Annotated in this window: 20 protein-coding genes, 1 tRNA gene and 1 other RNA gene; 16 read left to right on the top strand and 6 right to left on the bottom strand. The window is 71.3% G+C overall.

The annotated features are described in order from the left end of the window. Positions 1-23 precede the first annotated feature (23 nt). From WFH25_RS15805 to rplL, 4 genes are all read left to right on the top strand, one after another. Positions 24-764: a response regulator transcription factor gene (locus tag WFH25_RS15805; RefSeq protein ID WP_031274250.1), complete on the top strand. Its 741-nt coding sequence runs from the start codon at positions 24-26 to the stop codon at positions 762-764. Between the two features lie 10 nt (positions 765-774). Further along, the gene (locus WFH25_RS15800) at positions 775-2,373 is read left to right on the top strand and encodes a sensor histidine kinase (protein WP_336698518.1); all 1,599 of its coding nucleotides are present in this window, start codon (positions 775-777) and stop codon (positions 2,371-2,373) included. Positions 2,374-2,642: 269 nt separating this feature from the next. Continuing rightward, positions 2,643-3,158, top strand: coding sequence for a 50S ribosomal protein L10 (gene rplJ / locus WFH25_RS15795; protein WP_070418388.1), 516 nt, complete (start codon positions 2,643-2,645; stop codon positions 3,156-3,158). Positions 3,159-3,209: 51 nt separating this feature from the next. Next, positions 3,210-3,593 carry a 50S ribosomal protein L7/L12 gene (gene rplL / locus WFH25_RS15790; protein WP_022907351.1) on the top strand — a complete coding sequence of 128 codons (384 nt, stop codon included), beginning with the start codon at positions 3,210-3,212 and terminating at the stop codon, positions 3,591-3,593. 153 nt (positions 3,594-3,746) lie between these two features. Here the strand turns inward: rplL and WFH25_RS15785 are convergent, their stop codons facing one another. Both WFH25_RS15785 and WFH25_RS15780 read right to left on the bottom strand, forming a co-directional pair. Further along, the gene (locus WFH25_RS15785) at positions 3,747-4,532 is read right to left on the bottom strand and encodes a hypothetical protein (protein ID WP_336698517.1); all 786 of its coding nucleotides are present in this window, start codon (positions 4,530-4,532) and stop codon (positions 3,747-3,749) included. A gap of 351 nt (positions 4,533-4,883) precedes the next feature. Next, positions 4,884-6,353, bottom strand: a complete 1,470-nt coding sequence (locus tag WFH25_RS15780) for an amino acid permease (RefSeq protein WP_442892426.1) — start codon at positions 6,351-6,353, stop codon at positions 4,884-4,886. Between the two features lie 92 nt (positions 6,354-6,445). Between WFH25_RS15780 and WFH25_RS15775 the strand changes: the two genes are divergently transcribed. From WFH25_RS15775 to WFH25_RS15745, 7 genes are all read left to right on the top strand, one after another. Further along, positions 6,446-8,341, top strand: coding sequence for an ABC transporter ATP-binding protein (locus WFH25_RS15775; protein ID WP_336698548.1), 1,896 nt, complete (start codon positions 6,446-6,448; stop codon positions 8,339-8,341). Between the two features lie 226 nt (positions 8,342-8,567). Continuing rightward, a complete protein-coding gene (locus WFH25_RS15770; RefSeq protein WP_336698515.1) occupies positions 8,568-10,793 on the top strand; it encodes an adenylate/guanylate cyclase domain-containing protein in 2,226 nt (741 codons plus the stop codon). Then, on the top strand, positions 10,790-12,223 hold the full coding sequence (locus WFH25_RS15765) for a mechanosensitive ion channel domain-containing protein (RefSeq protein WP_070418391.1): 1,434 nt from the start codon (positions 10,790-10,792) through the stop codon (positions 12,221-12,223). The genes WFH25_RS15770 and WFH25_RS15765 overlap by 4 nt, the downstream gene beginning before the upstream one ends. A gap of 10 nt (positions 12,224-12,233) precedes the next feature. Then, entirely contained in the window at positions 12,234-13,598 is a 1,365-nt protein-coding gene (locus WFH25_RS15760; RefSeq protein WP_070418392.1) for a cystathionine beta-synthase, read from the top strand. 47 nt (positions 13,599-13,645) lie between these two features. Further along, positions 13,646-14,791 (top strand): cystathionine gamma-synthase, encoded by a 1,146-nt coding sequence (locus WFH25_RS15755; RefSeq protein ID WP_336698513.1) that lies wholly within the window; start codon positions 13,646-13,648, stop codon positions 14,789-14,791. Positions 14,792-14,864: 73 nt separating this feature from the next. Then, the gene (locus WFH25_RS15750) at positions 14,865-16,253 is read left to right on the top strand and encodes an MFS transporter (protein ID WP_336698512.1); all 1,389 of its coding nucleotides are present in this window, start codon (positions 14,865-14,867) and stop codon (positions 16,251-16,253) included. Between the two features lie 10 nt (positions 16,254-16,263). Then, the gene (locus WFH25_RS15745) at positions 16,264-16,809 is read left to right on the top strand and encodes a substrate-binding domain-containing protein (protein WP_336698510.1); all 546 of its coding nucleotides are present in this window, start codon (positions 16,264-16,266) and stop codon (positions 16,807-16,809) included. Positions 16,810-16,828: 19 nt separating this feature from the next. Here the strand turns inward: WFH25_RS15745 and WFH25_RS15740 are convergent, their stop codons facing one another. Continuing rightward, a complete protein-coding gene (locus WFH25_RS15740; RefSeq protein WP_070418395.1) occupies positions 16,829-17,410 on the bottom strand; it encodes a TetR/AcrR family transcriptional regulator in 582 nt (193 codons plus the stop codon). A gap of 271 nt (positions 17,411-17,681) precedes the next feature. Here WFH25_RS15740 and WFH25_RS15735 point away from each other — a divergent pair, with 271 nt between their 5' ends. Both WFH25_RS15735 and WFH25_RS15730 read left to right on the top strand, forming a co-directional pair. After that, positions 17,682-18,938, top strand: coding sequence for a multidrug effflux MFS transporter (locus tag WFH25_RS15735; protein ID WP_070419497.1), 1,257 nt, complete (start codon positions 17,682-17,684; stop codon positions 18,936-18,938). A 62-nt stretch (positions 18,939-19,000) separates the two neighbouring features. Beyond that, positions 19,001-20,971, top strand: coding sequence for a helicase HerA-like domain-containing protein (locus WFH25_RS15730; protein ID WP_336698508.1), 1,971 nt, complete (start codon positions 19,001-19,003; stop codon positions 20,969-20,971). A gap of 4 nt (positions 20,972-20,975) precedes the next feature. On the opposite strand, the gene WFH25_RS15725 is transcribed toward WFH25_RS15730, so the two are convergent. Next, positions 20,976-21,617, bottom strand: coding sequence for a hypothetical protein (locus WFH25_RS15725; protein ID WP_070418396.1), 642 nt, complete (start codon positions 21,615-21,617; stop codon positions 20,976-20,978). Positions 21,618-21,917: 300 nt separating this feature from the next. Next, positions 21,918-22,005, bottom strand: a tRNA-Ser gene (locus tag WFH25_RS15720). A gap of 120 nt (positions 22,006-22,125) precedes the next feature. Here WFH25_RS15720 and pta point away from each other — a divergent pair. Both pta and WFH25_RS15710 read left to right on the top strand, forming a co-directional pair. Further along, positions 22,126-24,234 carry a phosphate acetyltransferase gene (gene pta / locus WFH25_RS15715; RefSeq protein WP_071302617.1) on the top strand — a complete coding sequence of 703 codons (2,109 nt, stop codon included), beginning with the start codon at positions 22,126-22,128 and terminating at the stop codon, positions 24,232-24,234. Between the two features lie 52 nt (positions 24,235-24,286). After that, positions 24,287-25,483, top strand: coding sequence for an acetate/propionate family kinase (locus WFH25_RS15710; RefSeq protein WP_336698507.1), 1,197 nt, complete (start codon positions 24,287-24,289; stop codon positions 25,481-25,483). A 149-nt stretch (positions 25,484-25,632) separates the two neighbouring features. Here the strand turns inward: WFH25_RS15710 and WFH25_RS15705 are convergent, their stop codons facing one another. Then, positions 25,633-26,307 (bottom strand): SDR family oxidoreductase, encoded by a 675-nt coding sequence (locus WFH25_RS15705; RefSeq protein WP_071302619.1) that lies wholly within the window; start codon positions 26,305-26,307, stop codon positions 25,633-25,635. Between the two features lie 37 nt (positions 26,308-26,344). Between WFH25_RS15705 and ffs the strand changes: the two genes are divergently transcribed. Beyond that, positions 26,345-26,441: signal recognition particle sRNA small type (gene ffs / locus WFH25_RS15700), an RNA gene on the top strand. The last annotated feature ends 155 nt before the right edge of the window (positions 26,442-26,596 follow it).

The raw sequence follows: 26,596 nt of genomic DNA, 5'->3' as shown, positions 1-26,596 counted from the left end.
GGAAACTCTCGATACTCGAAGACGTGACCATCTCCCAGCCTGCAGCAGCCCCGCGCCTCACGCGTGCCGACGGAACCCCGTTGCGCATCCTCGTCGTCGACGACGAGGCCAGCCTCACCGACCTCCTGTCCATGGCGCTCCGCTACGAGGGCTGGGACGTCAAGAGCGCGAACGGCGGCCAGGACGCACTGAGCACGGCGCGCGAGTGGAAGCCGGACGCGATGGTGCTCGACGTGATGATGCCGGACCTCGACGGTCTGCAGGTGCTCAGCCGGCTGCGGCAGAACAACGACGACACCCCGGTGCTGTTCCTCACCGCCAAGGACTCCGTGGAGGACCGCGTCACCGGTCTCACCGCGGGCGGCGACGACTACGTCACGAAGCCCTTCTCCCTCGAAGAGGTCGTGGCGAGGCTCCGCGGGCTCATCCGTCGCTCGCAGATCTCGATCTCCGAGGCCGGCGACTCGCGCATCGTCGTGGGCGACCTGGTGCTCGACGAGGAGTCGTACGAGGTGTCCCGCGCCGGTCGGCCGATCGAGCTGACCGCGACCGAGTTCGAGCTCCTCCGCTTCCTGATGCGCAACCCGCGCCGCGTGCTGTCGAAGGCGCAGATCCTCGACCGCGTCTGGTCCTACGACTTCGGGGGCAAGTCCTCCGTCGTCGAGATCTACATCTCCTACCTGCGCAAGAAGATCGACGCGGGCGAGACCCCGATGATCCACACCGTGCGCGGCGTCGGGTACGTCATCAAGCCCACGTCCTGAGGTCGGTGCAGTGACCCTCCGTCGTCGGCTCGTCCTGAGCATCGTCGCGCTCGTCGTCGCCGTCAGTGCGGTCATCGGTGCCGGGAGCATCATCGCGCTCGCGTCCATCCAGACGGGCACGATCGACAGCCAGCTCTCGAAGGCGACCGACCGTGCGAGCACGAAGTTCGGCGAGGGACAGCAGAACCCGAACGGGCAGCGCCCGAACGACGACGCCCTGCAACCCCTCGGCCAGGCGGCCGGCACCCTCACCGCGTACTACTTCTCCGGTGGCGGCGCGGGCGGGATCGTCCTGACCGACAACAGCTCGCGGCTGCAGCTCACGACGACGCAGCTCGACCGCCTGGGCAACGTCAAGGTCGGCGTCGACCCGGCCACGATGGACCTCGGCGGATCGCTCGGCCGCTACCGCGTGGCCGCCGTGCAGGTCGACAACCCGGTGCTCGGCAACGCCGTCCTCGTGGTCGGACTCCCGATGTCGCCCGTGTACGAGAGCGTCCGGTCGCTGCTGCTCGTCGTGATCATCGTCGTCGCGGCAGCGCTCGTCGCCGCGTCCGTCGTCGCCGCGGTCGTCGTCCGCCGGTCCCTGCGGCCGCTCGAACGGGTCGCCGAGACCGCCTCGACCGTCGCCCGCATGCCACTCGAGCGCAGCGACGCCCTGCAGGACGTCCGCGTGCCCGACACCGACCCCCGCACCGAAGTCGGCCGCGTCGGCAGCGCCTTCAACCGGATGCTCGGCCACATCGCCGGCGCCATGCAGGCCCGCGAGCGCTCGGAGCAGAAGGTCCGCCAGTTCGTCGCCGACGCGTCGCACGAACTCCGGACGCCCCTGGCATCGGTGCGCGGGTACGCCGAGCTCACCCGTCGGATGGGTGCGGACCTGCCGAAGGACGTCGTGTACGCGATGAGCCGGATCGAGTCCGAGTCGAAGCGCATGACGAGCATGGTCGAGGACCTGCTGCTGCTCGCCCGACTCGACGAGGGCCGCGAGATCCAGTTCGACGACGTGGACCTCACCGGGCTCGTGCTCGACGCGGTGAACGACGCGCACGCGGCATCGCCGGACCACCCGATCGAGGTGGACGTCCCGTCGACCCCGGTGACGGTGGTGGGCGACGCCGCGCGCCTGCACCAGGTGATCGTCAACCTCGTCACCAACGCCCGGACCCACACCCCGGACGGCACCCGCATCACCGTGGGGCTCGCGCCGTCGGCCTCGGGTACCGGCGTGGACCTGACCGTGCGGGACACCGGGCAGGGCATCGACCCGGAGTTCCTGCCGAAGCTGTTCGAGCGGTTCGCCCGCGCCGACAGCTCCCGCTCGCGCACCGCGGGGTCGACGGGGCTCGGGCTCGCCATCGTGGACGCGGTCGTGCAGGCGCACGGCGGGTCCGTGGACGTGACGAGCGAGCCGGGGGACACCGTGTTCACGGTGCACCTGCCGTCGGAGCGGCCGGCGACCGAGGCGGCGTCGGCCGCGGCGTCGTCCGTGGCCGCGCCTGGCGGTGCGTCGGCAGTGGCCGTTGCGCCTGCTGCGTCGTCCGCGTCCGCGTCCGGGGACGCGACCGACGACTGGTCGGCGACCCCGGTCCCGTCCGCCACCGACTGACGGACGGGAGGCGCGGTGCGGGCCAGCACCGCGCCTCCCGTCCGATGGTTGGTCGCGACCGGCGTGCCGTGCTACAGTTCTCGAAGCCAAAGACCGCCGGTTGTCGTGCTGCTCGCAGCGCGAACGAAGGTCCTCACTCATGAGGCAGCCCGCGCAGGTGTTCCGAACCTCTCCTTCCGTTCGTGGGGGAGCAGCTCCGAGCCTCTGCGCCGGAGCTTTTTTCATGTGGTGGAGTCCTGGGGCTGCCGGCAAGAACCCCAAGGAGAACCATGGCGAACAAGGAAGCTGCGGTCGCCGAGCTCACGGAGTCCTTCCGTAGCTCGAACGCCGTTCTGCTCACCGAGTACCGCGGTCTCACGGTCGCGCAGCTCAAGGAGCTCCGCAACTCGATCCGTGAGCACGCCACGTACGCCGTGGTGAAGAACACGCTGACCAAGATCGCGGCGAACAACGCCGGCATCTCGTCGTTCGACGACGAGCTCGCCGGTCCGTCCGCTCTCGCCTTCGTCCACGGTGACACCGTCGCCGTCGCGAAGTCGCTGCGTGCATTCGCCAAGGCGAACCCCGAGCTCGTGGTGAAGGGTGGTTACTTCGACGGTAACCCGCTCTCCGCGACCGAGGTGGACAAGCTCGCCGACCTCGAGTCCCGTGAAGTCCTGCTCGGCAAGCTCGCCGGCGCCTTCAAGGCCTCGCTGTTCGGTGCTGCGTACCTGTTCCAGGCCCCCCTCTCGCAGGCCGTCCGCACCGTGGACGCCCTTCGCGAGAAGCAGGAGTCCGCGGCCTGATCAGGCTCGCGTTCCACAACCACACGATCTAGCTAGTAGTAGGAGAAAATCATGGCGAAGCTTTCGCAGGACGAGCTCATCGAGGCCTTCAAGGAGCTCACGCTCATCGAGCTCTCGGACTTCGTGAAGAAGTTCGAAGAGGTCTTCGAGGTCACCGCGGCCGCCCCGGTCGCCGCTGCCGCTCCGGCCGCCGCCGGCGCCCCGGCCGAGGCCGCTGAGGAGAAGTCGGAGTTCGACGTCGTCCTCAAGTCCGCTGGTGACAAGAAGATCCAGGTCATCAAGGAGGTCCGTGGCCTGACGTCGCTCGGCCTCGGTGAGGCCAAGGCGCTCGTCGAGACCGCCGACGCCAAGATCCTCGAGGGTGTCAACAAGGAGACGGCCGACAAGGCGAAGGAGGCCCTCGAGGCCGCCGGCGCCACGATCGAGCTCGCGTAGTCTCGACCGTTCGGTCACGAAGGCCGCTGCCCCTCGGGGCGGCGGCCTTCGTCGCGTGCGGGGGCTACGGCGGGCTGCGCCGAGACTTGGCCCGGCGGACAGTTTCGTAGCGACGTAGCCGCAAAAGTGGCCGCTGAGACGAGTCTCGCGTGGTCACAAGAGCACACCATGCGCGCGGAAGAGCGCGCGGAGGCGATCCGGCTCGAGCAAGTGCCACCACGTCACCCGGATGACCGTCCTCACCCCGGGCTGGCTGCGGATGCGATCCTCGCGGAGTTTCTCCTGCCACAACGCTTCCTGCGGTGAACGGTTGCCGAGCATCGCGGGATCGACGTACTTCTGCTTGCCGTCGAACTCGACGACGACTCCGAGATCCGGGAGCCAGAAGTCCACGCGGTCGATGCGCTCTCCTGTCCGGAACTCGTGCTGTGGTTCGATCGATCGGACTCCGTGCTCGATGAGCCGGATCGCGGTGAAGGACTCACCGACGGACTCGTGCCGGGCGTCGAGCGCCATCGAAACGAGCCTCGCCCGCCGCGAGCCGCGACTCGGGCCAGCGGGGAGCGCCCGTGTGAAGCGGTCGACATCGACCTGTCCGGCCCGGACCGCGGAGTCGACCGCCACCGCTGCGACGTGTGGTTCCAACGTCGTCGCCAGGAGCACGGCGGTGGAGACCGCATCGGCAACCGGAACGCCGTCGAAGCGTCCGGGAGCCCGGTCGGGAGGCCGTCCCGCTGCGCTGTGTCGCACGACGCCCGCTCGGTGTTCGACACCCCGGAGCGTCTCGTCGATGACGTGGACGCGATCGGTGATCCCGCCGATCAAGGGCCAGCCGTGGATCAGTGCGGCGGTCTGGTGCGAGAAGACGGACGATCCCGGGAGTTCCGGCGCGATCGCCCAGGCACGGATGAGGTGGCGGTCCGCAATCTCGGCCACCATCCAGACGTCTGTTGCGACGTAGACCGAAGCGCGGAGGCGCACGAGTTTGCCGGCCGCGTGGAGTCGTCTGAGCCGACGGCTCTCGGAAGGATCGGTTCCGCGAGCACGGAGGAGCGGTGGTCGAGTTCGGCGGTATCGCATGCCGAGATGCTGGCGCTCGGTGGGGGATGTGCGGCTCATGTCCGAGCTCGCTGTGGACAGGCCGGCACTCGTGGCGCGTTGTGCGGGAGTGCCGAGACTCGGCCGGGCGGACACTTTCGCGGCTCGCAGACCGCGAAAATGTCCGGGAAGCCGAGTCTCGGGCGGGCGGGCGGGCCCGCGGGCCCGCGGGCCCGCGGCGCAGCGGACGCGTCAGCGCAGCGTGCTGTGGCGGCGGCCGTAGGCCAGGTAGAGCGCGGCGCCGGCGACCATCCAGATGCCGAAGGCGATCCAGGTGCCGATGCCGAGGAACACCGCGAGCAGCACGCAGCAGAGCGCGCCGACGATCGGCACGACGGGGAACAGCGGCACGCGGTACGACCGCTCGAGCGACGGCTGGGTCCGACGGAGCACGATGACCGACACGTTCACGAGGGCGAACGCCACGAGCGTGCCGATGCTCGTCGCGTCCGCGAGCTCCCCGAGCGGCACCAGTGCGGCGACGATGGTCACGACGACGCCGATGATGAGGGTGTTCCAGACGGGGGTGCCGGTGCGGTGCGAGACCCGGCCGAACACCTTCGGCACGAGTCCGTCGCGGGCCATCGTGAGCAGGATGCGGGTCTGCCCGTAGAGCACGGTGAGCACGACGCTCGCGATCGCGATGACGGCGCCGATCGAGAACACCAGGGCGACCCACGGCTGTCCGGTGACGTCGACGACGATGCGCACGAGCGAGGCCTCGGTCGACGAGAACGACGTCCACGAGCGGGCGCCGATGGCCGCGATCGCGACGAGGATGTACAGCGCCGTGATGAGCGCGATCGACCCGATGATCGCGCGGGGGAGGTCCCGCCGCGGGTTCTTCGCCTCTTCCCCGGCGGTCGACGCGGCGTCGAACCCGATGTACGAGAAGAACAGCCGGGACGCGGCCGCGGTGACCCCGGCGGCACCCATCGGCGCGAGCGGCTCGAAGTTCTGCGCCTGGAACGCCGAGAACGCCACGATGACGAAGAACACGAGCAGGGCGATCTTCACGATGACCATGACCGTGTTCACCCAGGCGCTCTCGCGCGCACCCGGGAGCAGGATCGCCGTGGCGAGCAGCACCAGGACGGCGGCCGGCAGGTTGACCATGCCGCCCTCGCCCGGAGGCGCCGACAGTGCGGTCGGCAGGTGCAGCCCGAACACCCGCAGGGTCTCGTCGACGTACTCGCTCGCGCCGACCGCGACGGCGGCCACGGAGACGGCGTACTCGAGCACGAGGCACCAGCCGCACACCCAGGCGATTCCCTCGCCCATGGTGGCGTAGGTGTACGAGTAGCTCGACCCGGACGTCGGCACGGCACCCGCCATCTCGGCGTACGACAGCGCCGAGAGGAGGGCGGCGACACCGGCGACGACGAAGGAGATCCAGACCGCGGGACCGGCGAGCGGCACAGCGGTCCCGAGGACGACGAGGATGCCGGTGCCGAGCGTGGCGCCGACACTGATCATCGTGAGGTGCCAGACCCCGAGCGACCGCCGGAGCGGCTCGCCGTCCACCCCCGCCGAGGCCTCGGCCTGCAGCTGCTCGATCGGCTTCCGTCGGGCGAGCTGTGCGCGGAGGGACGTGGGGCGGGTGGGCGCGGACGTCAATGGGACCTCGAGTGGTGCGGGGAAGGGGACGGGAAATGGTCGCATGCCCCCTGAACGGGGTCAAATGAGCCACGGCGGCCCGATGTCCCACCCCGGGGCTAGGTTTGCAGCATGGATCGGGGTGACGCGTCGTGAGCATGCATGGCGGGATGCGCGGCGGCGGCGGCGGCGGCGGTGGTGGCGGTCGCGGTGGCGGCCGGATCTCCAGCGGCGACTTCGAAGCGCAGAAGGCCGCCAACGCCGAGGCGCCCAAGATCCCGAACCTCCTCAAGCGCATCGCCGGGCTGTTCGTGCCGCACCGGAACGCGATCATCCTGACCGTCGTGCTGGTGCTGATCGGCGCCGCGATCTCCGTCGTCCCGCCGCTCCTCACCCAGCGGGCGTTCGACGAGGGGCTCTTCCCGAAGGGCGGCGGCGGGCCGGACCTGCCCGTGCTGTACGTCCTCGTCGGTGCCATGGTGGTGCTCTGGATCGCGAGCGCGGGGATCGGCGTCTGGCAGACGTACCTCACCGCGACGGTCGGCAACAAGGTCATGGGCGCGATGCGCATGCGGTTGTTCGGACACCTCCAGCGCATGGAGCTCGCGTTCTTCACCCGCACGAAGACCGGTGTCATCCAGTCCCGCCTGCAGAACGACGTCGGCGGCGTCGCGAGCGTGCTCAACAACACGATCTCGTCGATCCTCGGCAACACGGTGACGGTGATCGCCGCGGTCGTCGCGATGCTGCTCCTCAGCTGGCAGATGACCCTCGTCGCGGTCGTCCTGCTGCCCCTCCTCGTGATCGCGCAGCGACGGGTCGGCCAGGTCCGCGCCAAGATCGCCGCGCAGACACAGGAGTCGCTGTCGGACATGACCGCGATCACGCAGGAGGCCCTGAGCGTCTCCGGCATCCTGCTCGCGAAGAGCTTCAACCAGCAGCGTGCGGAGACGCAGCGGTACGGCAACGAGAACCGCAACCAGATCCGCCTGCAGGTCCGTCAGCAGATGTCCGGTCAGTGGTTCTTCGCGATCGTGTCGATCTTCCTGTCGATCATCCCGGCGATCATCTACGTCGTCGCCGCGTACCTCATCATCGGCGACGTGCCGATCACGGCCGGCACGATCGTGGCCTTCACCACCGTGCAGTCCCGGCTGCTGTTCCCGACCGTCGGGCTGCTCCGGGTCGTCCTCGACCTGCAGACCTCCGGCGCGCTGTTCGCCCGCATCTTCGAGTACCTCGACCTCAAGCCCGCCATCACGGACCCGCCCACGGCGAAGCCCGTCGACGAGTCCCGGGTGGGGCACGTCGCCTTCGACGACGTGACGTTCACCTACCCGGACGGCGAGGCGGACAAGCCGACCCTCCGCGGGGTGTCGTTCGAGCTCCAGCCCGGTCAGTTCGCCGCGTTCGTGGGGCCGTCGGGTGCGGGGAAGACGACCGTGTCGTACCTCGTGCCGCGGCTGTACGAGGCGACGGCGGGCTCGGTCCGGTTCGCCGGGCAGGACGTCCGTGAGCTGGCGCACGAGGACCTCATGCGCCACGTCGGCATCGTCAGCCAGGAGACCTACCTCTTCCACGCCACCATCGGCGACAACCTGCGCTACGCCAAGCCGGACGCGACCGACGACGAGATCGAGCAGGCCGCGCGCGCGGCGAACATCCACGAGACGATCGCCTCGTTCCCGGACGGCTACGAGACGGTCGTCGGGGAGCGCGGCTACCGGCTGTCCGGCGGCGAGAAGCAGCGGATCGCGATCGCGCGGGTGCTGCTCAAGGACCCACCGGTGCTCGTGCTCGACGAGGCGACGAGCGCCCTCGACTCGATCTCCGAGCGTGTCGTGCAGACGGCCCTCGACAACGCCGCGGCGGGCCGGACGACGATCTCGATCGCGCACCGGCTCTCGACGATCCGCGACGCCGACGTCATCTTCGTGCTCGACCACGGCCGGATCGTCGAGCAGGGTACGCACGAGGAGCTCCTCGAACGGGACGGCACCTACGCGATGCTGCACCACCAGCAGAACGCCCCCGCCGACGCCGTCGGCAGCTGACGCACGAAGCGAGCGCGCACCAGGCGAGCGCGCACCAGCCGAGCGCGCACCAGGCGCACCGCAGGCGGGACGGGAGGGGGGGGGGGGGCCCCCCCCGCCCCCCCCGCCCGTCGCCGGGTCGCGACCACGGCAGTTTCCGGCCGACCCAGCGGACACGAACGATGCTCGTGTGGTAGCTGTGAAGGAACCACACGCAAGCGCACCGTGCCCCTGAGCGGAGTCCGAAGTGACAGCTGTCCCACCGACGTCCGACCCCATCCCGCCGAAGGGCCCGATCGCCCCCGATGCACCACGCGTCGTCGAAGACGCGCCCCGCAAGAAGGGGAAGTTCCGCGCGTTCCTCACGAGCGGCTCCCTCGACATCCAGTCCAAGCTCCTCGTCATGCTCCTCGCGGTGAGCATCGTGGCGGCGCTGGTCGTGGGTGTCGTCGGCTACCTGAACGGCCGGAGCTCGCTCGAGGCCGCGGCGTTCAACCAGGTGACCTCGTTGCGCGAGGCGAGGATCACCGAACTGCAGCGCTCGTTCGGCCAGTTCACCCAGACGGTCGTCGCGCAGACCCGCAACGAGAGCGTCATCGGCGCGACGAAGGCGTTCGAGTCGGGGTGGGACGACCTGCAGTCGCGGCCGGTGTCCGACGACGACCACACGAAGGTCGAGGACTGGTACCGGGACTCCTTCGTCCCGCAGCTCGACGACCGCAACGGCGGCACCGCCAACCCGGACCAGTTCGCGCCGACCGAGGACCCGCAGGCCTACCTGCAGGCGCGGTACACGGCGCCGTTCACCGACTACGACAAGGCCATCGACCAGGACGACGCCGGTGACGGCAGTGCGTGGTCGGCGGCGCACGCCGAGTACCAGCCGTACTTCAAGCAGGCGGTCGAGGCCGCCGGGTACGAGGACCTCCTGCTCATGAACACCGACGGGGACGTCGTGTACTCGGCGTACTCCGGCGCGGACCTCGGCACGAACCTCGAGAGCGGGCCCTACCGCGACTCGAACCTCGCGACCGGGTACCAGCAGGCCCTGCAGCTGACGAGCTCGGACGACTTCGTGGTGACGGACTTCGCGCGGTACGTGCCGAGCCTCAACGTCCCGACGCTCTGGGTGATGTCGCCGGTGGGGGAGGACGGCAAGATCATCGGGGTGATGGCCGTCCAGGTGCCGGTCGACCTCATCACGCAGGTCATGACGGGCAACGAGCAGTGGAAGGACGACGGCCTCGGGGACACCGGGGAGTCGTACCTCGTCGGTGCCGACCACCTCATGCGGTCGTACCCGCGCCAGCTCATCGAGCACCCGAAGCAGTACCGGCGCGACGTCGTCGCTGCCGGGACGGCGCCGTCGACCGCGGCCCGCCAGGTCGCGGTGAAGGGATCCGTGCTCCTGCAGGAGGTGAACACCACCCCGGTGACACGGGCGCTGCAGGGGAAGTCCGGGACGGTGATCTCGACGGACTACCGCGGGAAGGAAGTGCTCGCGGCGTACGCGCCGCTCGAGGTCGACGGGCTCCGCTGGGTCGTCGTCGCGCAGATGGACACGGCCGAGGCGTTCGCCCCGGTGAACGACTTCGCCCGGAACATCGGCCTCGCGCTCGTCGGCATCATCGTCCTCGTCAGCCTGCTGTCCCTGCTGCTGGCCCAGGTGTTCGTCCGGCCGATCCGCCGGTTGCAGACGGCGGTGAACCGGGTCTCGTCCGGCGACCTCGGCGTCGAGGTGCAGACGAAGGCCGGCGACGAGATCGGCGACCTCGGACTCGCGTTCAACGACATGAGCCGCAGCCTGCAGGTGAAGCAGGATCTGCTCGACGAGCAGCGGCGGCAGAACGACACCCTGCTGCTGACGCTCATGCCGGAGGAGGTCGCCCGTCGCTACAAGCAGGGCGACGAGACGATCGCGGCCGACCACCAGGACGTCGCCGTCGTCTACGCGGACATCATCGGGTTCGACGAGTTCGCCGCCGGCCTCACCGCCGAGGAGTCCCTGTCCCTCGTCAACGACGTCTGGCGCTCCCTCGACGAGGCGGCCACCCGCCACGGCGTCGAGCGGGTGCGCACGACCCGGAGCGGGTACCTCGCCAGCTGCGGTCTGAGCGTGCCGCGCGTGGACAACGTCCGCCGCGTCGTCGACTGGGCGGAGGAGGCGCAGGGCGTGCTCGAGCGCTTCAACGCGCAGCACGGGTCGAAGATCGGCCTGCGCGCCGGCATCGACACCGGCCAGGTCACGAGCGGGCTCGTCGGGCGCTCGAGCATCGTCTACGACATGTGGGGCGACGCCGTCAGCCTGGCGTACCGGGTGCAGGGGATCGCCCCGGCGCCGGGCGTGTACGCGACGCAGCGCGTGGTCGACAAGCTCGGCGACCGCGGGGGCGTGCAGGACGCCGGCGAGGTGCAGACGCAGGCCGGACCGCAGCGGGTCTGGAAGCTCGAGCGCACCGGAGCGGCGTCGTGACCGCGTTCTGGGAGCAGCCGTGGTTCTGGCCGGCGATCAGCGTCATCGTCGGCCTGCCGCTGCTGCTGCTCGTCCTGACCGAGCTGCAGTCGAACCTCGAGCGACGCGGCAACTCGCTGCACAAGGTGGTCGGACTGCTGCGGAACGCCGTGGTGCCGATCATCGCGATCCTCGTCCTGTCCGTCCAGGTCACCGACGCGGTCGACCCGGGCAAGCCCGTGGTGAACCAGATCATCGGCACCGTGCTCGGGTTCCTCGTGATCGTGTTCGTCCTGAACGGGCTGAACATCGTCCTGTTCACGAACGCCCGCAAGGGCACCTGGCGCGAGAAGATCCCGTCGATCTTCGTGGACATCGCCCGCATCGTGCTCATCGCGCTCGGGCTGGCGCTGGTGTTCAAGATCGTCTGGGGTGCGGACGTCGGCGGGATCTTCACCGCGCTCGGTGTCGGCTCGCTCGTCATCGGCCTCGCGCTGCAGTCCGCCGTCGGTCCGGTGATCGCCGGGCTGTTCCTGCTGTTCGAGCAGCCGTTCCGGCTGGGGGACTGGCTCGACGCCGGTGGCGTGCGCGGCCGGGTGGTCGAGGTGAACTGGCGGTCGGTGCACATCGACACGGGCGCCGGGATCCTCATCATGCCGAACTCCTCGTTGGCGGGGGCGTCGTTCACGAACCTCAGCCGGACAGGAGGCACGTTCCCGGTCGCCACGGACGTCACGTTCACGACGGACGACCCTCCGGCAGCGGTGGTCGCCCTGCTGCAGCGGGTCGCGTCCGGCCTGCCCCAGCGGTACCCCGGCACGCAGCCGGTGGCGGTGCCGACCGGCGGATCGTCGTACACCGTGTCCTTCGAGGTCCGCGGACCGTCGCAGGAGGGCGACGCGCTCGCCCAGTTCCGGATGTGGCTCTGGTACGCCGCCCGGCGCGCAGGGCTCGGCCTCGACGGCGACACGACCGACGACTTCGTCACCGACGAGCGTCGGGACGCCGCCCTGGCGTCGATCGCGCCCACGCTGTACCTGACGGGCGACGACGGGGCCGCGCTGGCACCGCTCGTCCGGCTCGAGCGGTACGCCGCCGGCGAGACGATCGTCACGGCCGGCACGGTGCCGGACGCGGTCCGGTTCGTCCTGTCCGGCAGCGTCGACCTGCGCGTCCCGTTCGAGGACGCCGAGTTGCCGGCGACCCGCGTCGAGACCGGCGACTACCTCGGGCAGACGGCGTTGACCCGGGAGGCGCTGCTCACCACCGCCGTCGCGCTCACCGAGGTCGCGGTGCTGGTCGTGCCCGCCACCGCGCTCGACCAGATCGTGCGCGGCACGCCGGCGCTCGCCCGGGACATGGGGGAGGTCATCGACCGCCGCCGGCAGGAGGTCTCCGCGGCGGTGTCCGCCCACGTCGCATCCCAGCGGAAGACGGTGTCCGCCGCCTAGACTCGACCGCGTGCGTTACGCGAACTCCGTGGTCGACCTCGTCGGCGACACCCCGCTCGTCAAGCTCAACCGGGTGACCGAGGGGGTGCGCGCGACCGTCCTCGTGAAGGTCGAGTACCTCAACCCCGGTGGGTCGTCGAAGGACCGGATCGCCACCAGGATCATCGACGCGGCCGAGGCCTCCGGCGACCTGGGCCCCGGCGGCACCATCGTCGAGCCGACCTCCGGCAACACCGGCGTCGGCCTCGCGCTCGTCGCCCAGCAGCGCGGCTACCGGTGCGTGTTCGTCCTGCCGGACAAGGTCGGCGAGGACAAGCGGAACGTGCTCACCGCGTACGGCGCCGAGATCGTCGTCACGCCGACGGCCGTCCCGCCCGAGCACCCGGAGTCGTACTACTCGGTGTCCGACCGGCTGGTGCGCGAGATCCCCGGCGCCTACAAGCCGAACCAGTACGCCAACCCGAACGGCCCGCGCAGCCACTACGAGACCACCGGTCCGGAGATCTGGCGCGACACCGAGCAGCGCATCACGCACTTCGTCGCGGGCGTGGGCACCGGCGGCACGATCTCCGGCACCGGACGCTTCCTGAAGGAGGCCTCGGACGGCCGTGTCCGCATCGTCGGTGCCGACCCCGAGGGCTCCGTCTACTCGGGCGGCACCGGTCGCCCCTACCTGGTCGAGGGCGTCGGCGAGGACTTCTGGCCGACCGCGTACGACCCCGGGGTCCCCGACGAGATCATCGCCGTGTCGGACGCCGACTCGTTCGCGATGACCCGTCGGCTCGCCCGCGAAGAGGGCCTGCTCGTCGGTGGCTCGAGCGGCATGGCGGTCGTCGCCGCGCTCCGCGCCGCCCGCGACCTCACCGAGGACGACGTGGTCGTGGTGCTCCTGCCGGACGGCGGCCGCGGCTACCTCGGCAAGATCTTCAACGACCGGTGGATGCGCTCCTACGGCTTCGCCGAGACCGACGACGAGCGCACGGTGGGGTCGCTCATCGCGGGCAAGGACGGCCGGCTGCCCGACCTCGTCCACGCCCACCCGGCGGACACCGTGCGCGAGGTCGTCGACATCATGACGAAGTACGGCGTCTCGCAGATGCCCGTGCTCAGCGCCGAACCGCCCGTCGTCATCGGCGAGGTCGTCGGCGCGGTGGCGGAGAAGGACCTGCTCGAGCAGGTCTTCACCGGCGCCGCGAAGATGACGGACGCGCTGTCCGGGTTCGTGGGTGACCCGCTCCCGCTCATCGGCGTCGGCGAGTCGGTCTCGTCGGCGCGACGTGCGCTCGAGTCGGCGGACGCCCTGCTCGTCGTCGAGGACGGCAAGCCCGTCACCGTGCTGACCCGCCACGACCTGCTCGCCTACCTGTCCGAGTGACCCGCGTCCCGCGTGACGCCCCCGACCCAACGAGGAACGAAGCCCGCATGACCGAGTTCAGCACCCGCGCCGTCCACGCCGGCCAGGAGCCCGACGGCCCCACCGGCGCCGTCATCCCCCCGATCCACCTCACGTCGACGTACGTGCAGGACGGTGTCGGCGGCATGCGGAACGGCTACGAGTACTCCCGCGCCGGCAACCCGACGCGCGACTCGCTGCAGACCCTCCTGGCGGACCTCGACGGCGGCGTCGCGGCGTACTCGTTCGCGTCCGGGCTCGCCGCCGAGGACGCCCTGCTGCGCGCCACGCTCGTCCCCGGTGCCCGCGTGGTGATGGGCAACGACGTGTACGGCGGGACCCACCGCCTGGTCAGCCGGTTGCACGTGCCGTGGGGCGTCGAGCTCGTGGTCGTCGACATGAGCGACACCGACCGCGTCCGTGCCGCGCTCGAGGGTGCTCCGGCGCAGACCGTCCTCTGGGTCGAGACCCCGACGAACCCGCTCATGAAGATCGCGGACATCGCCGCGCTCGCCGAGATCGGCCACGCGGCCGGTGCCGTGGTCGTCGTCGACAACACCTTCGCGTCGCCGTACCTGCAGCAGCCGCTGTCGCTCGGCGCCGACGTCGTCGTGTACTCGACGACGAAGTACCTCGGCGGCCACTCCGACGTCGTCGGCGGCGCCGTGGTGCTCGCCGACGAGGAGCTCGCCGCGAAGGTGCAGTTCCTGCAGTTCGGCGCCGGGGCGATCTCGTCGCCGTTCGACGCGTTCCTCACCACGCGCGGCATCAAGACCCTCGCGGTCCGGATGGAGCGGCACTCGCAGAACGCCCAGGCGGTGGCCGAGGCACTGGTCGGTGCTCCGGGTGTCGAGCGCGTGTACTACCCGGGGCTCGCCGAGCACCCCGGCCACGACGTCGCGGCACGCCAGATGCGCGGCTTCGGGGGCATGCTCTCGGTCGCGCTGCGCGGTGGGCCCGAGGCGGCGCGTCGCTTCGCGGAGTCGACCGAGGTGTTCGCGCTCGCCGAGTCGCTCGGCGGGGTCGAGTCGCTCATCGGGTACCCGTCCGAGATGACGCACGCGTCGGTGAAGGGCACGGAGCTGGCGGTGCCGGAGAACGTCGTGCGCCTGTCGGTCGGCATCGAGGACGCCGGCGACCTCGTGGCGGACCTGCAGCAGGCGCTCGCGCGCTGACCCGCTCGACGGCGGTGGCGGGCCCGACCTCGGCGGCCCGCCCGGCGTCGGTGGGCGGCCCTACGATGATCGGGTGAGCACCGCGGCGACGAGGACCAGTCTGTTCAGCGGACCGTACGCCCTCGCCACCGTCGGCATGGTCGCGATCGTCGCGGTCGCGGCGTTCCAGAACCTGGCGATGACGACCGTCATGCCGGAGATCAGCCGCGACCTCGACGGCGAGACCCTCTACGCGCTGGCCTTCGCTGCACCCCTGGCGGCCGGCGTGCCGGGCATGGTCCTCGCGGGCAACTGGACCGACCGCGCGGGTGGACGCATCGTGGCGTGGGTGTCGGCCGGCCTCTTCGCCGTCGGCACCGCCGTCGTCATGCTGGCCCCGACGATGGAGGTCTTCCTCGTCGGCCGGCTCGTCGAGGGCTTCGGTGCCGGCGCGATCGACGTCGTGCTCTACGTCCTCGTCGCCCGGATCTTCCCCGCCGACCTGCACGGCCCGGTGTTCGCCGGGTTCGCGGCCGCGTGGGTGGTGCCGGCGCTCGTCGGTCCGGCGCTCGCGGGCATCGTCACCGACGTCTGGAACTGGCACTGGGTGTTCGCCGGTGCACTCGTCATCGCGGTCGGCGCGTTCTCCCTGCTCGTCCCGACCCTCGGCCGGCTGCACCCACCCGCACCCGAGCTCCGTCCGGCGTGGCAGCGGTCCCGGATCGGCTGGTCGGTCGCCGCCGCGGTGGCGATCCTGCTGCTCAACGTCGCCCCGGACCTCGGCGCGTGGGCGCGGGTCGCCGCCGTGCTCATCGGCCTCGTCGGGACGTGGTTCGCACTCCGCCCGCTGTTGCCCGCCGGCACCTTCCGCGCCGCCCCCGGGCTGCCGTCGGTGATCCTGTTGCGGGGGCTCGTCGCCGCCTCGTTCTTCGGCAGCGAGGCGTACGTGCCGTTCCTGCTGCAGGCGAAGGACGGCCTGTCCGCCTCGTCGGCGGGACTCGCGCTGACGGTCGCGGCGCTCAGCTGGGCCGGGTCGAGCTGGCTGCACGGACGGCTGGGCGAGGAACGGCTCACCGCGACCCGGACCTTCGCGATCGGTCTCGCGCTCGTGCTCGTCAGCCTGCTCACGGCGCTGACGGTCGCCATGTTCGGCCTGCCGTGGTGGCTGCTCGTCGTCGGGTGGTTCGTCGGCGGCGCGGGCATGGGGGCGATCTACCCGCGGACCTCGATGCTCACACTGCGCTTCTCCGGCGAGGGCGACGACGGGTTCGCGAGCTCGGCCCTGACCATCGCCGACGCCTCGGGCAGCGTGATCGGGCTCGCCGTCACCGGGCTGCTGTTCATCGGGACGGGCGGTGCCGACGCCGCGGTGTCGTTCCCGCTCGTGTTCGGCGGCATGACCCTGATCGCGGTGCTCGCCGTCGCCGCGGTCCGTCGGCTCGGCCCCGTCCCGGCACCGTCCGTCGTCGCGGTGGGCGGGTAGCGTGGCGGTCGTGCTCCTCCGCGTCGTCACCGCCACCGTCGTCATCGGTGCGGCCCTCGCCCTGGCCGGCTGCCAGGGCACGACGTCGGCCGCGCCCACGCCGGTGCAGAGCACGGACCTGACCAGCTCCGACGGCGGGTTCGACCGGCACGCGGTCATCGGCGTGGTCCTCGAACCCGGGCAGGACACGCTCGGCGCAGACCTGCGGTCTGGACTGACCGACGCCGGCTTCGCCCCGGACGTCCGCGTCGCACCGGCCGACGGGTCCGCCGCCGCACAGCGCACCGCGGTGGACCAGCTCGTCCGCACGGGCGCGAAGGCGTTGCTCGTGCGGGCGGTCGACGCCTCGGCGCTGACCGGGGTCATCCAGACGGCGCACGACGCCGGTGTCGTCGTGGTGTCGCTGGGGGACCCGCTGCCGACGAGCGGCACGGGTGGCGACGGGGTCTCCGCGGACTACCGGGTGCCGGCCGGCGACGACCAGGCCGACCTCGTCAGCGGGGCCGTCGACGTGGTCGAGTCGCTCCAGCGCGGCGAGAAGCCCACGACCGACTGACGTCCGTCGGGCAGGGCGGTCAGCGCCACCACGACGGGAACGACAGCACGATCGTGTCGACCAGTGCCTTCCGCGACCGTCGCGGTCCGGCGAGCCAGGCCTCGATCGCGCCGACGAAGCCCTGCGCCACGAAGCCCGCGGCGACGTCGTCGAGGAGTTCCGGCCGGTGCTCGCGCTCGAGCGTCCGGATGTGCTGCTCGCTCGACACCGTGAAGTGCTCCACGAGGAGTCGGTGCAGCGACGCGTCGTTCGGGTCCGGCAGCGCCTTGCCGTAGATCTCGCGGTGCGCGACGACGTGCTCGACGACGGCGTTGATGCCGCGTCGGGTGATCGTCGCGAACTCGTCGACGCCGGCACCCCGGGCGAACGCCGCGCGTCGGACCTCGGCGTCGTCCTCGCGGATGCGGTCGAGCTCCGGTGTGAGGACGTCGGCGAGCAACGACCCGGGGGAGACCGCGTGCGAGTAGAACGTGGCGCGGTTGATGCCGGCCGCCCGGGTGACGTCGGCGACCGTGATCTCGGACACCGGCCGGTCGGCGGCCAGTCGCAGGATGGCCTCGCGCAGGGCAGCGGTCGTGTGCAGGATGCGGGCATCCACCATGACGCCACCCCCTTCTGATCCGGTTCCGTCCCGCCGGTGTTCCGGCGGAACGGGCGGGACGACGTCCGCCGGCGGTCGACCGGCGGCGAGCAGTCCGACGGTACCGCATGTGCCGCGTCCGAGCGGGGCGGGAGCCGTGGCAACACGCGGGAGAACGCCCCGGACTGCTGCGGTGGTGCTCGGGGGACCCGTAGGATGGTTCCGCGGACGAATCGATTCGATCGACGCCGCGATCACCTCCCCACCCCTCACCGTCGAAGGACTCCTGCTCGTGACCGCGCCCGCCACCACCGGTTCGCTCCGTGTCGTCCTGCACCCGGGAGACGCGCTCTCCCGCCGGCAGCGACTCGTCTACGTCTTCGTCCTGGGCGCCCTCACCGCGCTCGGACCGTTCACGATCGACCTCTACCTGCCGGCGTTCCCGTCGCTCAAGGACGAGTTCGGCATCACCGACGGGGCGGTGCAGCTCACCCTCACCGCGACGACGCTCGGCTTCGCGGCCGGACAGCTGCTGGTCGGCCCGTGGAGCGACAAGGTCGGTCGCCGGCTGCCGCTCATCATCGCGACGAGCCTGCACGTCGCAGCATCGCTCGGAGCCGCACTGGCGCCGAACGTCGAGGTGCTGGCGCTCTTCCGCGTCCTGCAGGGCATGGGTGCAGCGGCCGGTGGCGTCGTGGCGATGGCGACGGTGCGCGACCTGTTCGGCGGCAAGCCGCTCGTGCGGATGCTGTCCCGCCTCGCGATGGTGAACGGCCTGGCGCCCATCCTCGCCCCGCTCATCGGCTCGCAGATGCTCCGGTTCGTGAGCTGGCACGGGATCTTCGTCTTCCTCGCCTGCTACGGCGCCGCTGTCGTGCTCGCCGCGGTCCTGCTCATCGTCGAGACGCTCCCGCCGGCACGTCGGCACGAGGCCGGGCACTCCACCATCGGGCAGCGGTACCGGGCGCTCTTCTCCGACCGTGTCTTCGTGGGGGTCGCGCTCATCGGGGCGATGGTCTTCAGCGGGCTCTTCTCGTACCTCAGCGCGTCACCGTTCCTGTTCCAGGGCCTGTACGGGCTCGACGCGCAGCAGTACGGTCTGCTGTTCGCGGTGAACTCGGTCGGCGTCGTCGTCGGCGTGCAGGTCTCCGCGCGGTTGGCGCAGCGCGTCGGACCGCAGTGGATCCTCGCGTGCTCGACCGCGACCCTGTTCCTCGCCGCCGTCGCGATCATGGTGCTCGACCAGCTCGGCGCCGGACTGGTCGGGGTGCTCGTGCCGCTCTGGTTCTTCATCGCCGCGTGCGGCTTCTCGTTCCCGCTCGTCCAGGTGATCGGACTCGCCGCCCACGGCAAGGAGGCCGGCACCGCCGCCTCGCTCCTCGGCGCGCTGAACTTCGGCGTGGCGGGGATCATCTCGCCCGTGGTCGGGTGGATCGGCATCACCACGGCGACCCCGATGGCAGTGGTGATGGCGTGCACGTCGGCCGTCGCGATCGTGCTGCTCTGGGCGGTCGTCCGACCGAGGACGGTCCCAGCGCTCACGCACTGACCGTCGCACGGTGCCACGGCACGCGCCGGACAGGAGCGTCCGGCCGTTCGTATGCTGTGGACATGAGCGACGTGGTGGCGCAGGCACGGGCAGCGGCCGAGGCAGCGAAGCAGGCGGCCGACGAGGCCCGGCGCCTCGCGGACGAGGCGGTACAGCGGGCGGAGGAACTCGCCGCCGCGGTGACGCAGGGCCAGGAGGCGCGGCTCGAGCCCGACGCGGAGCCGGCGGTCGTCGACTCCCCGGCCCCGGCGGTGGACGCGACCGTCCCGGCGGGCGAGCCGACGTCGACGACCGGCACCGTGCCTCCCGAGCCGACCACCACCGAGGGGCCGCTCGGCGCGGACGCCGTCGCGGCGATCCGCGCCGGCTACGAGGTCGAGGGCAGCGCGCTGCAGCTCGGTGCCCTCGTGAACGGTGCCGCGGTGCCCGACGTGCAGGTCCGGATCCCGCTCGGCATGCTCAACCGACACGGTCTCGTCGCGGGCGCGACCGGCACGGGCAAGACGCGCACGCTGCAGGTCCTCGCCGAGCAGATCGCCGCGAACGGGGTGCCCGTCTTCGCCGCCGACATCAAGGGCGACCTGTCCGGGCTGGCGGTCGCGGGCACGCCGAACGACAAGCTCCTCGCGCGCACCGCCGGGATCGGCCAGGAGTGGCGCGCGGTGGCGAGCGAGGCGGAGCTCTACTCGCTCGGCGGGCAGGGGACCGGCGTGCCGATCCGTGCGACCGTGTCCGGGTTCGGACCGCTCCTGCTGTCGAAGGTGCTCGGGCTGAACGACACGCAGGAGTCCTCGCTCGGGCTCGTGTTCCACTACGCGGAGCGGGCGGGGCTGCCGCTCGTCGACCTGTCCGACCTGCGGAGCGTGCTGACCTTCCTCGTGAGCGACCAGGGCAAGGCGGAGCTCGCCGAGCTCGGCGGGCTGTCGAAGCAGACCGCCGGGGTGATCCTCCGCGAGCTGATCACCTTCGCCGACAAGGGCGCCGACCAGTTCTTCGGCGAGACGGAGATCGACACGACCGTGTTCCTCCGCACCGCCGCCGACGGCCGGGGGATCGTCAGCCTGCTCGAGGTGCCCGGCGTGCAGGACCAGCCCGAGGTCTTCTCGACGTTCCTGATGTGGCTCCTCGCCGACCTCTTCAACGAGCTCCCCGAGGTGGGCGACCAGGACAAGCCGAAGCTCGTGTTCTTCTTCGACGAGGCGCACCTGCTCTTCAGCGGGGCGTCGGCGGACTTCCTCGAGCAGATCGTCCGCACGGTCCGGCTCATCCGTTCGAAGGGCGTCGGGATCTTCTTCGTCACGCAGACCCCGAAGGACGTCCCGAACGACGTGCTCGCCCAGCTCGGCTCGCGGATCCAGCACCAGCTGCGGGCGCACACCCCGGACGACGCGAAGGCGCTGCGGGCGACGGTGTCGACCTACCCGACGAGCGACTACGACCTCGGGGAGGTGCTGACCTCGCTCGCCACCGGTGAGGCGATCGTCACCGTGATGAACGAGAAGGGCGCGCCGACGCCGGTGGCCTGGACGCGCCTGCGAGCCCCCGAGGGCTCGATGGACCCGATGCCCGCGGCCGAGATGACGGCGCGGGTGCAGGCATCGCCGCTCCTGCCCACCTACGGCACGCGGCTCGATCCCGACTCGGCGTACGAGATGCTCGCCCGCCGGATGGAGGCTGCCGCTGCGGACGCGGCTGCCGCGGACGCCGAGAAGGCCGCTGCGACCGCTGCCGCCGAGGCGGAGAAGGAGGCGGCCCGCGCCGCTGCCGCCGCGGCGAAGGAGGCCGCGGCGAAGGAGAAGACCGAGGCGCGCGAACGGGCCGCGGCACAGAAGGAGTACGAGCGGGCGCAGCGGGAGTTCGAGCGAGCCGAACGGGCGGCCGATGCGCGGCGGTCGGGGCGCACGTCGTCCCGGACGACGACGTCACGGAAGGCGGACGACCCGCTGTCGGACCTGCTCGGGTCCGGGCTGGGCAGGACGATCGCCAAGGAGGTCGTGCAGGGGATCTTCTCGACCCTGCGCCGGCGTCGCTGAGGGGTCAGCCGAGGAGGCCGGTGGTCTCGACCACGAGCAGCCCGGCGACCGCGAGGACCGCCACCGCACCGACGGCGACGTACGCCCCGCGCTGCTCGTACCAGGACCGGCTCGCCGGGTAGCGCCGCACGAACTCGCGGATCGACATCGGCCGGGTCTCGTCGGTGACCTGCACGCCGAGGGCGTCCACGATGCTGTCGATGCCGGCGTCGCTCCAGGTGTCGGCGCGGAGGCGGAACAGGTGGGCGCCGGCGGCGTCGAGGGCGATGAGCTCGCGCGTCGTGCGCTCGACCGCGCTGCCGTACGTGGTGGCGAGGACCAGGCTGTGGACGCGGTCGCGGTCCACCCGACGGTTCTGCGTGAGGACGCCGCGCACCGTGATCGCCACCGGGTCGATGCCGATGAACGCGGTGCCGAGGCGCACGAAGACGACGGCGACGGCGGCCGCGAGCAGGATGACCGCACCCGTGACGACCGGCCAGAGGCGCATCGGGAGGGAGACCCAGACGAGGGCGACGGCGAGGGGGACGGCCGAGAACACGACGCTCAGGATCGTCGAGCGCACGAGCGAGCGACGCGGCCGGAGGACCACGTCGTACACGGTCGCGCTCGGCCGAGCTGCTGCCGGCGCCGTCAGGTCCCCCACGTGGACTCCTCGTCCCTCGGGTGCCCGGGCAGCGTTCGACGCTCGCCCGGGGAGCGCGCCCCTGCCGCTCCGTGCACCGTGTCCGACCCGTCCCGGGGCCGTCCTTCGGGTCAGTCTAGGCGACCGACGGGTATCGGGGACAGCCCGTTCCACCCCTCGGCATCGTTTCCCGGCCAGTCCATGGCGAACGGGGTTCGGCGGGGTCCGCCGGGTGGGGGACCGTCCTGTCCGGAGTGCGCTGGAGCGCCCCGGACGACGGAAGCCCCGGGAACCGATCGGTTCCCGGGGCTTCCGGACTGGTGGCGGAGAATGGGGGATTCGAACCCCCGAGGGCTTGCACCCAACACGCTTTCCAAGCGTGCGCCATAGGCCACTAGGCGAATTCTCCTGGCGCCGTCTTCCGACGACGACACCCAATGGTACAGGTTCTCCGGAGTGCTCACGACCGCGTGTCGGAAGTGCCGGGGCTCCCAGATGTCGTGCCGTGTGCGCCGACTACCCTGGACGCGTGTCGACCCGCATCTACATCACGTCAGCAGAAGGACACACGGGCAAGAGCACCGTCGCCCTCGGTGTCCTCGAGACCCTCGCACGCTCGGTCGGACGGGTCGGGGTGTTCCGACCGGTCGCCCGCTCCGTCGACGAGCCGGACTACGTGCTCGAGCTCCTGCTGCAGCACACCGCGGTCGGCATCTCCTACGACGACGCGGTCGGCGTCACCTACGACGACGTGCACGCCGACCCGGACGCGGCGCTCGCGACGATCGTCACCCGCTTCGCCCAGGTCGAGCGGCAGTGCGACGCGGTCGTGGTGCTCGGGTCGGACTACACCGACGTCGGCAGCCCGACGGAGCTGTCGTTCAACGCCAAGGTCGCGGTCAACCTGGGCGCTCCGGTGCTGCTCGTGCTCGGTGGCCGCGACGCCGCCGAACGCGGTGCCCGCACCCCCGAGGACATGGCCCAGGTCGCCGACGTCACGACGAGCGAGCTCCGCGCCGCGCACGCCCAGCTGTTCGGCATCGTCGTGAACCGTGCCGACCCCGATGCCCTGCCGTCGGTCGTGTCGAGCGTCCGGCAGGCGGTCAGCGACGACCACCCCGACCTGCCCGTGTGGGCCATCCCCGAGGACCGCGTCCTCGTCGCCCCGACCGTCCGCGCCCTGCTCGAGGCCACCGGGGCGACCCTGGTGCGCGGCGACGAAGCGCTGCTCGACCGCGAGGCCCTCGGCACCGTCGTCGCCGGCATGAGCATGGAGAACGTCCTGCCGCGCCTGATCGAGGGCGGGATCGTCGTCGTCCCGGGGGACCGCAGCGACGTCCTCATCGCGACGCTCCTCGCGAACCAGTCGGAGACCTTCCCGAGCCTCGCCGGGGTGATCCTCAACGGCGGGTTCGAGACGGCACCGCAGATCTCCCGCCTGCTCGAGGGGTTGTCGAGCTCGCTGCCGATCGCGCAGAACGACCTCGGCACCTACGACACCGCGCTCCGCATCACCCAGACCCGCGGACGCCTCGCGGCGGACTCGCCCCGCAAGGCCGACCTCGCGCTCGCGCTGTTCGAGCAGCACGTCGACGCCGACGCCCTGCGGGACCGCCTGCAGCTCACGCCCTCCGGGGTCGTGACGCCGCTCATGTTCGAGCACGGACTGCTCGACCGGGCCCGCGGGTACGGCAAGCGCATCGTCCTGCCCGAGGGCGAGGACGACCGCATCCTCCGTGCCGCGTCCACGCTCCTGCAGCGTCAGGTGTGCGAGCTCACGATCCTCGGCGACCCCGCCGCGATCCGGACCCGGGCGACCGAGCTCGGCCTCGACCTCGACGCCGCGCAGCTCGTGTCCCCGTTCGACCCCGAGCTCCGCGAGCGTTTCGCCGAGGAGTACACCCGCCTCCGGGCGCACAAGGGCATGTCGATCGAGCTCGCCCGCGACACCGTGACCGACGTGTCCTACTTCGGCACGATGATGGTGCAGCTCGGGCTCGCCGACGGCATGGTCTCCGGCGCGAAGCACACGACGGCGCACACGATCCGGCCGTCGTTCGAGATCATCAAGACCCGGCCGGACACCTCGATCGTGTCGAGCGTCTTCCTGATGGCCCTCGCCGACCGGGTCCTCGTCTACGGCGACTGCGCGGTCATCCCCGACCCGACGAGCGAGCAGCTCGCGGACATCGCGATCTCGTCCGCCGAGACCGCGACGCAGTTCGGCATCGACCCGCGCGTGGCGATGCTCAGCTACTCGACGGGCGACAGCGGCTCGGGAGCGGACGTCGACAAGGTCCGCGCCGGCACCGCCTTCGTGCGCGAGCGCCGCCCGGACCTGCTCGTCGAGGGGCCGATCCAGTACGACGCCGCCGCCGACCCGACGGTCGCGTCGACGAAGATGCCGGACTCGCCCGTCGCGGGTCGCGCCACGGTGTTCATCTTCCCCGACCTCAACACGGGCAACAACACGTACAAGGCCGTGCAGCGCTCGGCCGGTGCCGTGGCGATCGGCCCGGTCCTGCAGGGCCTGCGCAAGCCGATCAACGACCTCTCCCGCGGTGCGCTCGTCGGCGACATCGTCAACACCGTCGCGATCACCGCGATCCAGGCCGGCACCGCGACCGACGCGGGCTGACCCGCGCGACCCGCACCGCGCCTCCCGTCCGACCGAGAAAGTGACCCATCCCGTGACCGCAGCCCTCGTCGTGAACTCCGGATCGAGTTCGTTCAAGTACCAGCTCATCGAGCTCGAGGGGGAGCGCACGCTCGCCTCCGGGCTCGTCGAACGCATCGGCGAGTCGACGGGGGCATGGAAGCACACCAACGCGCTCACGGGGGAGTCCTCGTCGAACGACTCGACCCCGGTGGCCGACCACGCGGCCGGCTTCCAGGCCATGATCGACGCCTTCGCGAAGGTCGGGCCGTCCTTCGACGAGCACCCGCCCGCCGTGGTCGGCCACCGTGTCGTGCACGGCGGCACCACCTTCGACCGGGCCACCGTGGTGACGGACGAGGTCGAGCGGCAGATCGAGGCGCTGAACAGCCTCGCGCCGCTGCACAACCCGGCGAACCTCGAGGGCATCCGCGCCGCGAAGCAGGTCTTCTCGGACGTGCCGCAGGTCGCCGTGTTCGACACCGCGTTCCACCAGACGATGCCGCCGCACGCCTACACGTACGCGATCCCGGCCGACCTCGCCGCGAAGTACGCGATCCGCCGCTACGGCATGCACGGGACGAGCCACAAGTACGTGTCCGAGCAGGCGGCAGAGTTCCTCGGCCGTCCGCTCGCTGAGCTCAAGACGATCGTGCTGCACCTCGGCAACGGGGCGTCCGCCGCGGCGATCGACGGTGGACGCTCGATCGAGACCTCGATGGGCCTCACCCCGCTCGAGGGTCTCGTGATGGGCACCCGCTCCGGAGACCTCGACCCCGCGGTCCTCATCCACCTCCACCGCGAGGCCGGGCTCTCCTTCGACGAGCTCGACACCATGCTCAACAAGGAGTCCGGGCTGCTCGGCCTGACCGGCAACGGGGACATGCGCGACGTGCAGGACGCGGCGCTGCACGGCGACGAGGTCGCCGAGGCAGCGCTCGCCGTGTACCGGCACCGGATCCGTCGGTACGTCGGCGCCTACACGGCGCAGCTCGGCGGGCTGGACGCGGTGGTCTTCACCGCGGGCGTCGGCGAGAACAACGCGCTCCTGCGCCGGCGCGTGCTCGCGGGGCTCGAGCACCTGGGCATCGAGATCGATGCGGACCGCAACGAGTTGGCATCTCGGGAGGCGCGGCTCATCTCCACGGACACGTCGCGCGTCGCGGTGCTCGTGATCCCGACGAACGAGGAACTGGAGATCGCCCGGCAGTCGGCTGCGGTCGCGCTCTGACGCGCGGCGCGGCGCCGCGCGGGCGCGGCGCGGGCGGCGCGCTTGCGACGGGCACGGCGCCGCGATCGAACCACGAATCCGACGTCGAACCACCGTCGTCGCCCGGTTCGATGTCGGATCCGTGGTTCGACGCCGCTGCCGTCTGGGCGTCAGCCGAGCGACGCGACCGCCGCGGGGATCGGGGTGTCGCCGCTCGTGACCTCGAACTGCACGCCGACCGCGGTGTCGTCGAGGAGCGCGTGGAGCACCACCGCCGCGACGTCCGAGCGTGGGATCGTGCCGCGGGGGACCGTGGCGCCGACGTCGACCGTGCCCTGGGGCGGCGTGTCGAGCAGACCCCCGGGTCGGACGATCGTCCACCGGAGGCTCCGCGCCCGCAGGTTCGCGTCCGCCTCGGCCTTCGCACGGAGGTACACCTGGAAGACGTCGGCCTCGGACCGAGCGGGCACGACCGCACGCTCGGGATCGTACGAGTCCGCCGCCATCGCCGAGATCATCACGTAGCGGCGGATGCCGGCGCGCTCGGCCGCGTCCGCCAGGAGGATCGCCCCGTCCCGGTCGACCGAGAGCTTCCGCTCGGCGCCGCTCCCCGGACCGGCCCCGGCGGCGAACACCACCGCGTCGACCCCGCGCAGCCGGAGCCCGAGTTCGTCGTCGTCGAGCTGCTCGAGGTCCGCGACGATCGCCCGTCCGCCCTGCTGCTCCACGTCGGTGACGTGCGCGGGGTTGCGGACGATGGCGACCGCGTCGTGGCCGGCGTCGGTGATCTGGCGGGCGAGGAGGAGGGCGATCTGGCCGTGGCCTCCGGCGATGGCGATCTTCATGTGTCCGATCTTGCCCGTCGCGTCCGGTAGACTTCTCGGCGGCTCCTCACGTGACGCCATCCAGGCCAACTCCCCCAGGGCGGAAACGCAGCAAGGGTAACCGGGCTCTGGCGGGTGCGTGAGGAGTCTTTTCCGTTCCCGGGAGAGGGTAACCGGGGCTGTGTCTGTCCCGGTGCGGGTGCGTGAGGAGTCTTTTCGTGCGCCCGGTGTCTCTTTCGTAACGGGTTGCGGACAGCAACCTGATCGTGTGCAAAGATCGCCCTCAGGAACCCCCAACCAGGGCTCCTGA

This window comes from Curtobacterium sp. USHLN213 (assembly GCF_037144815.1).
In the GTDB taxonomy this organism is placed as follows: domain Bacteria; phylum Actinomycetota; class Actinomycetes; order Actinomycetales; family Microbacteriaceae; genus Curtobacterium.
Note: the sequence above shows the minus strand (reverse complement) of the source record. Positions and strands in the feature narration are given on the sequence as shown.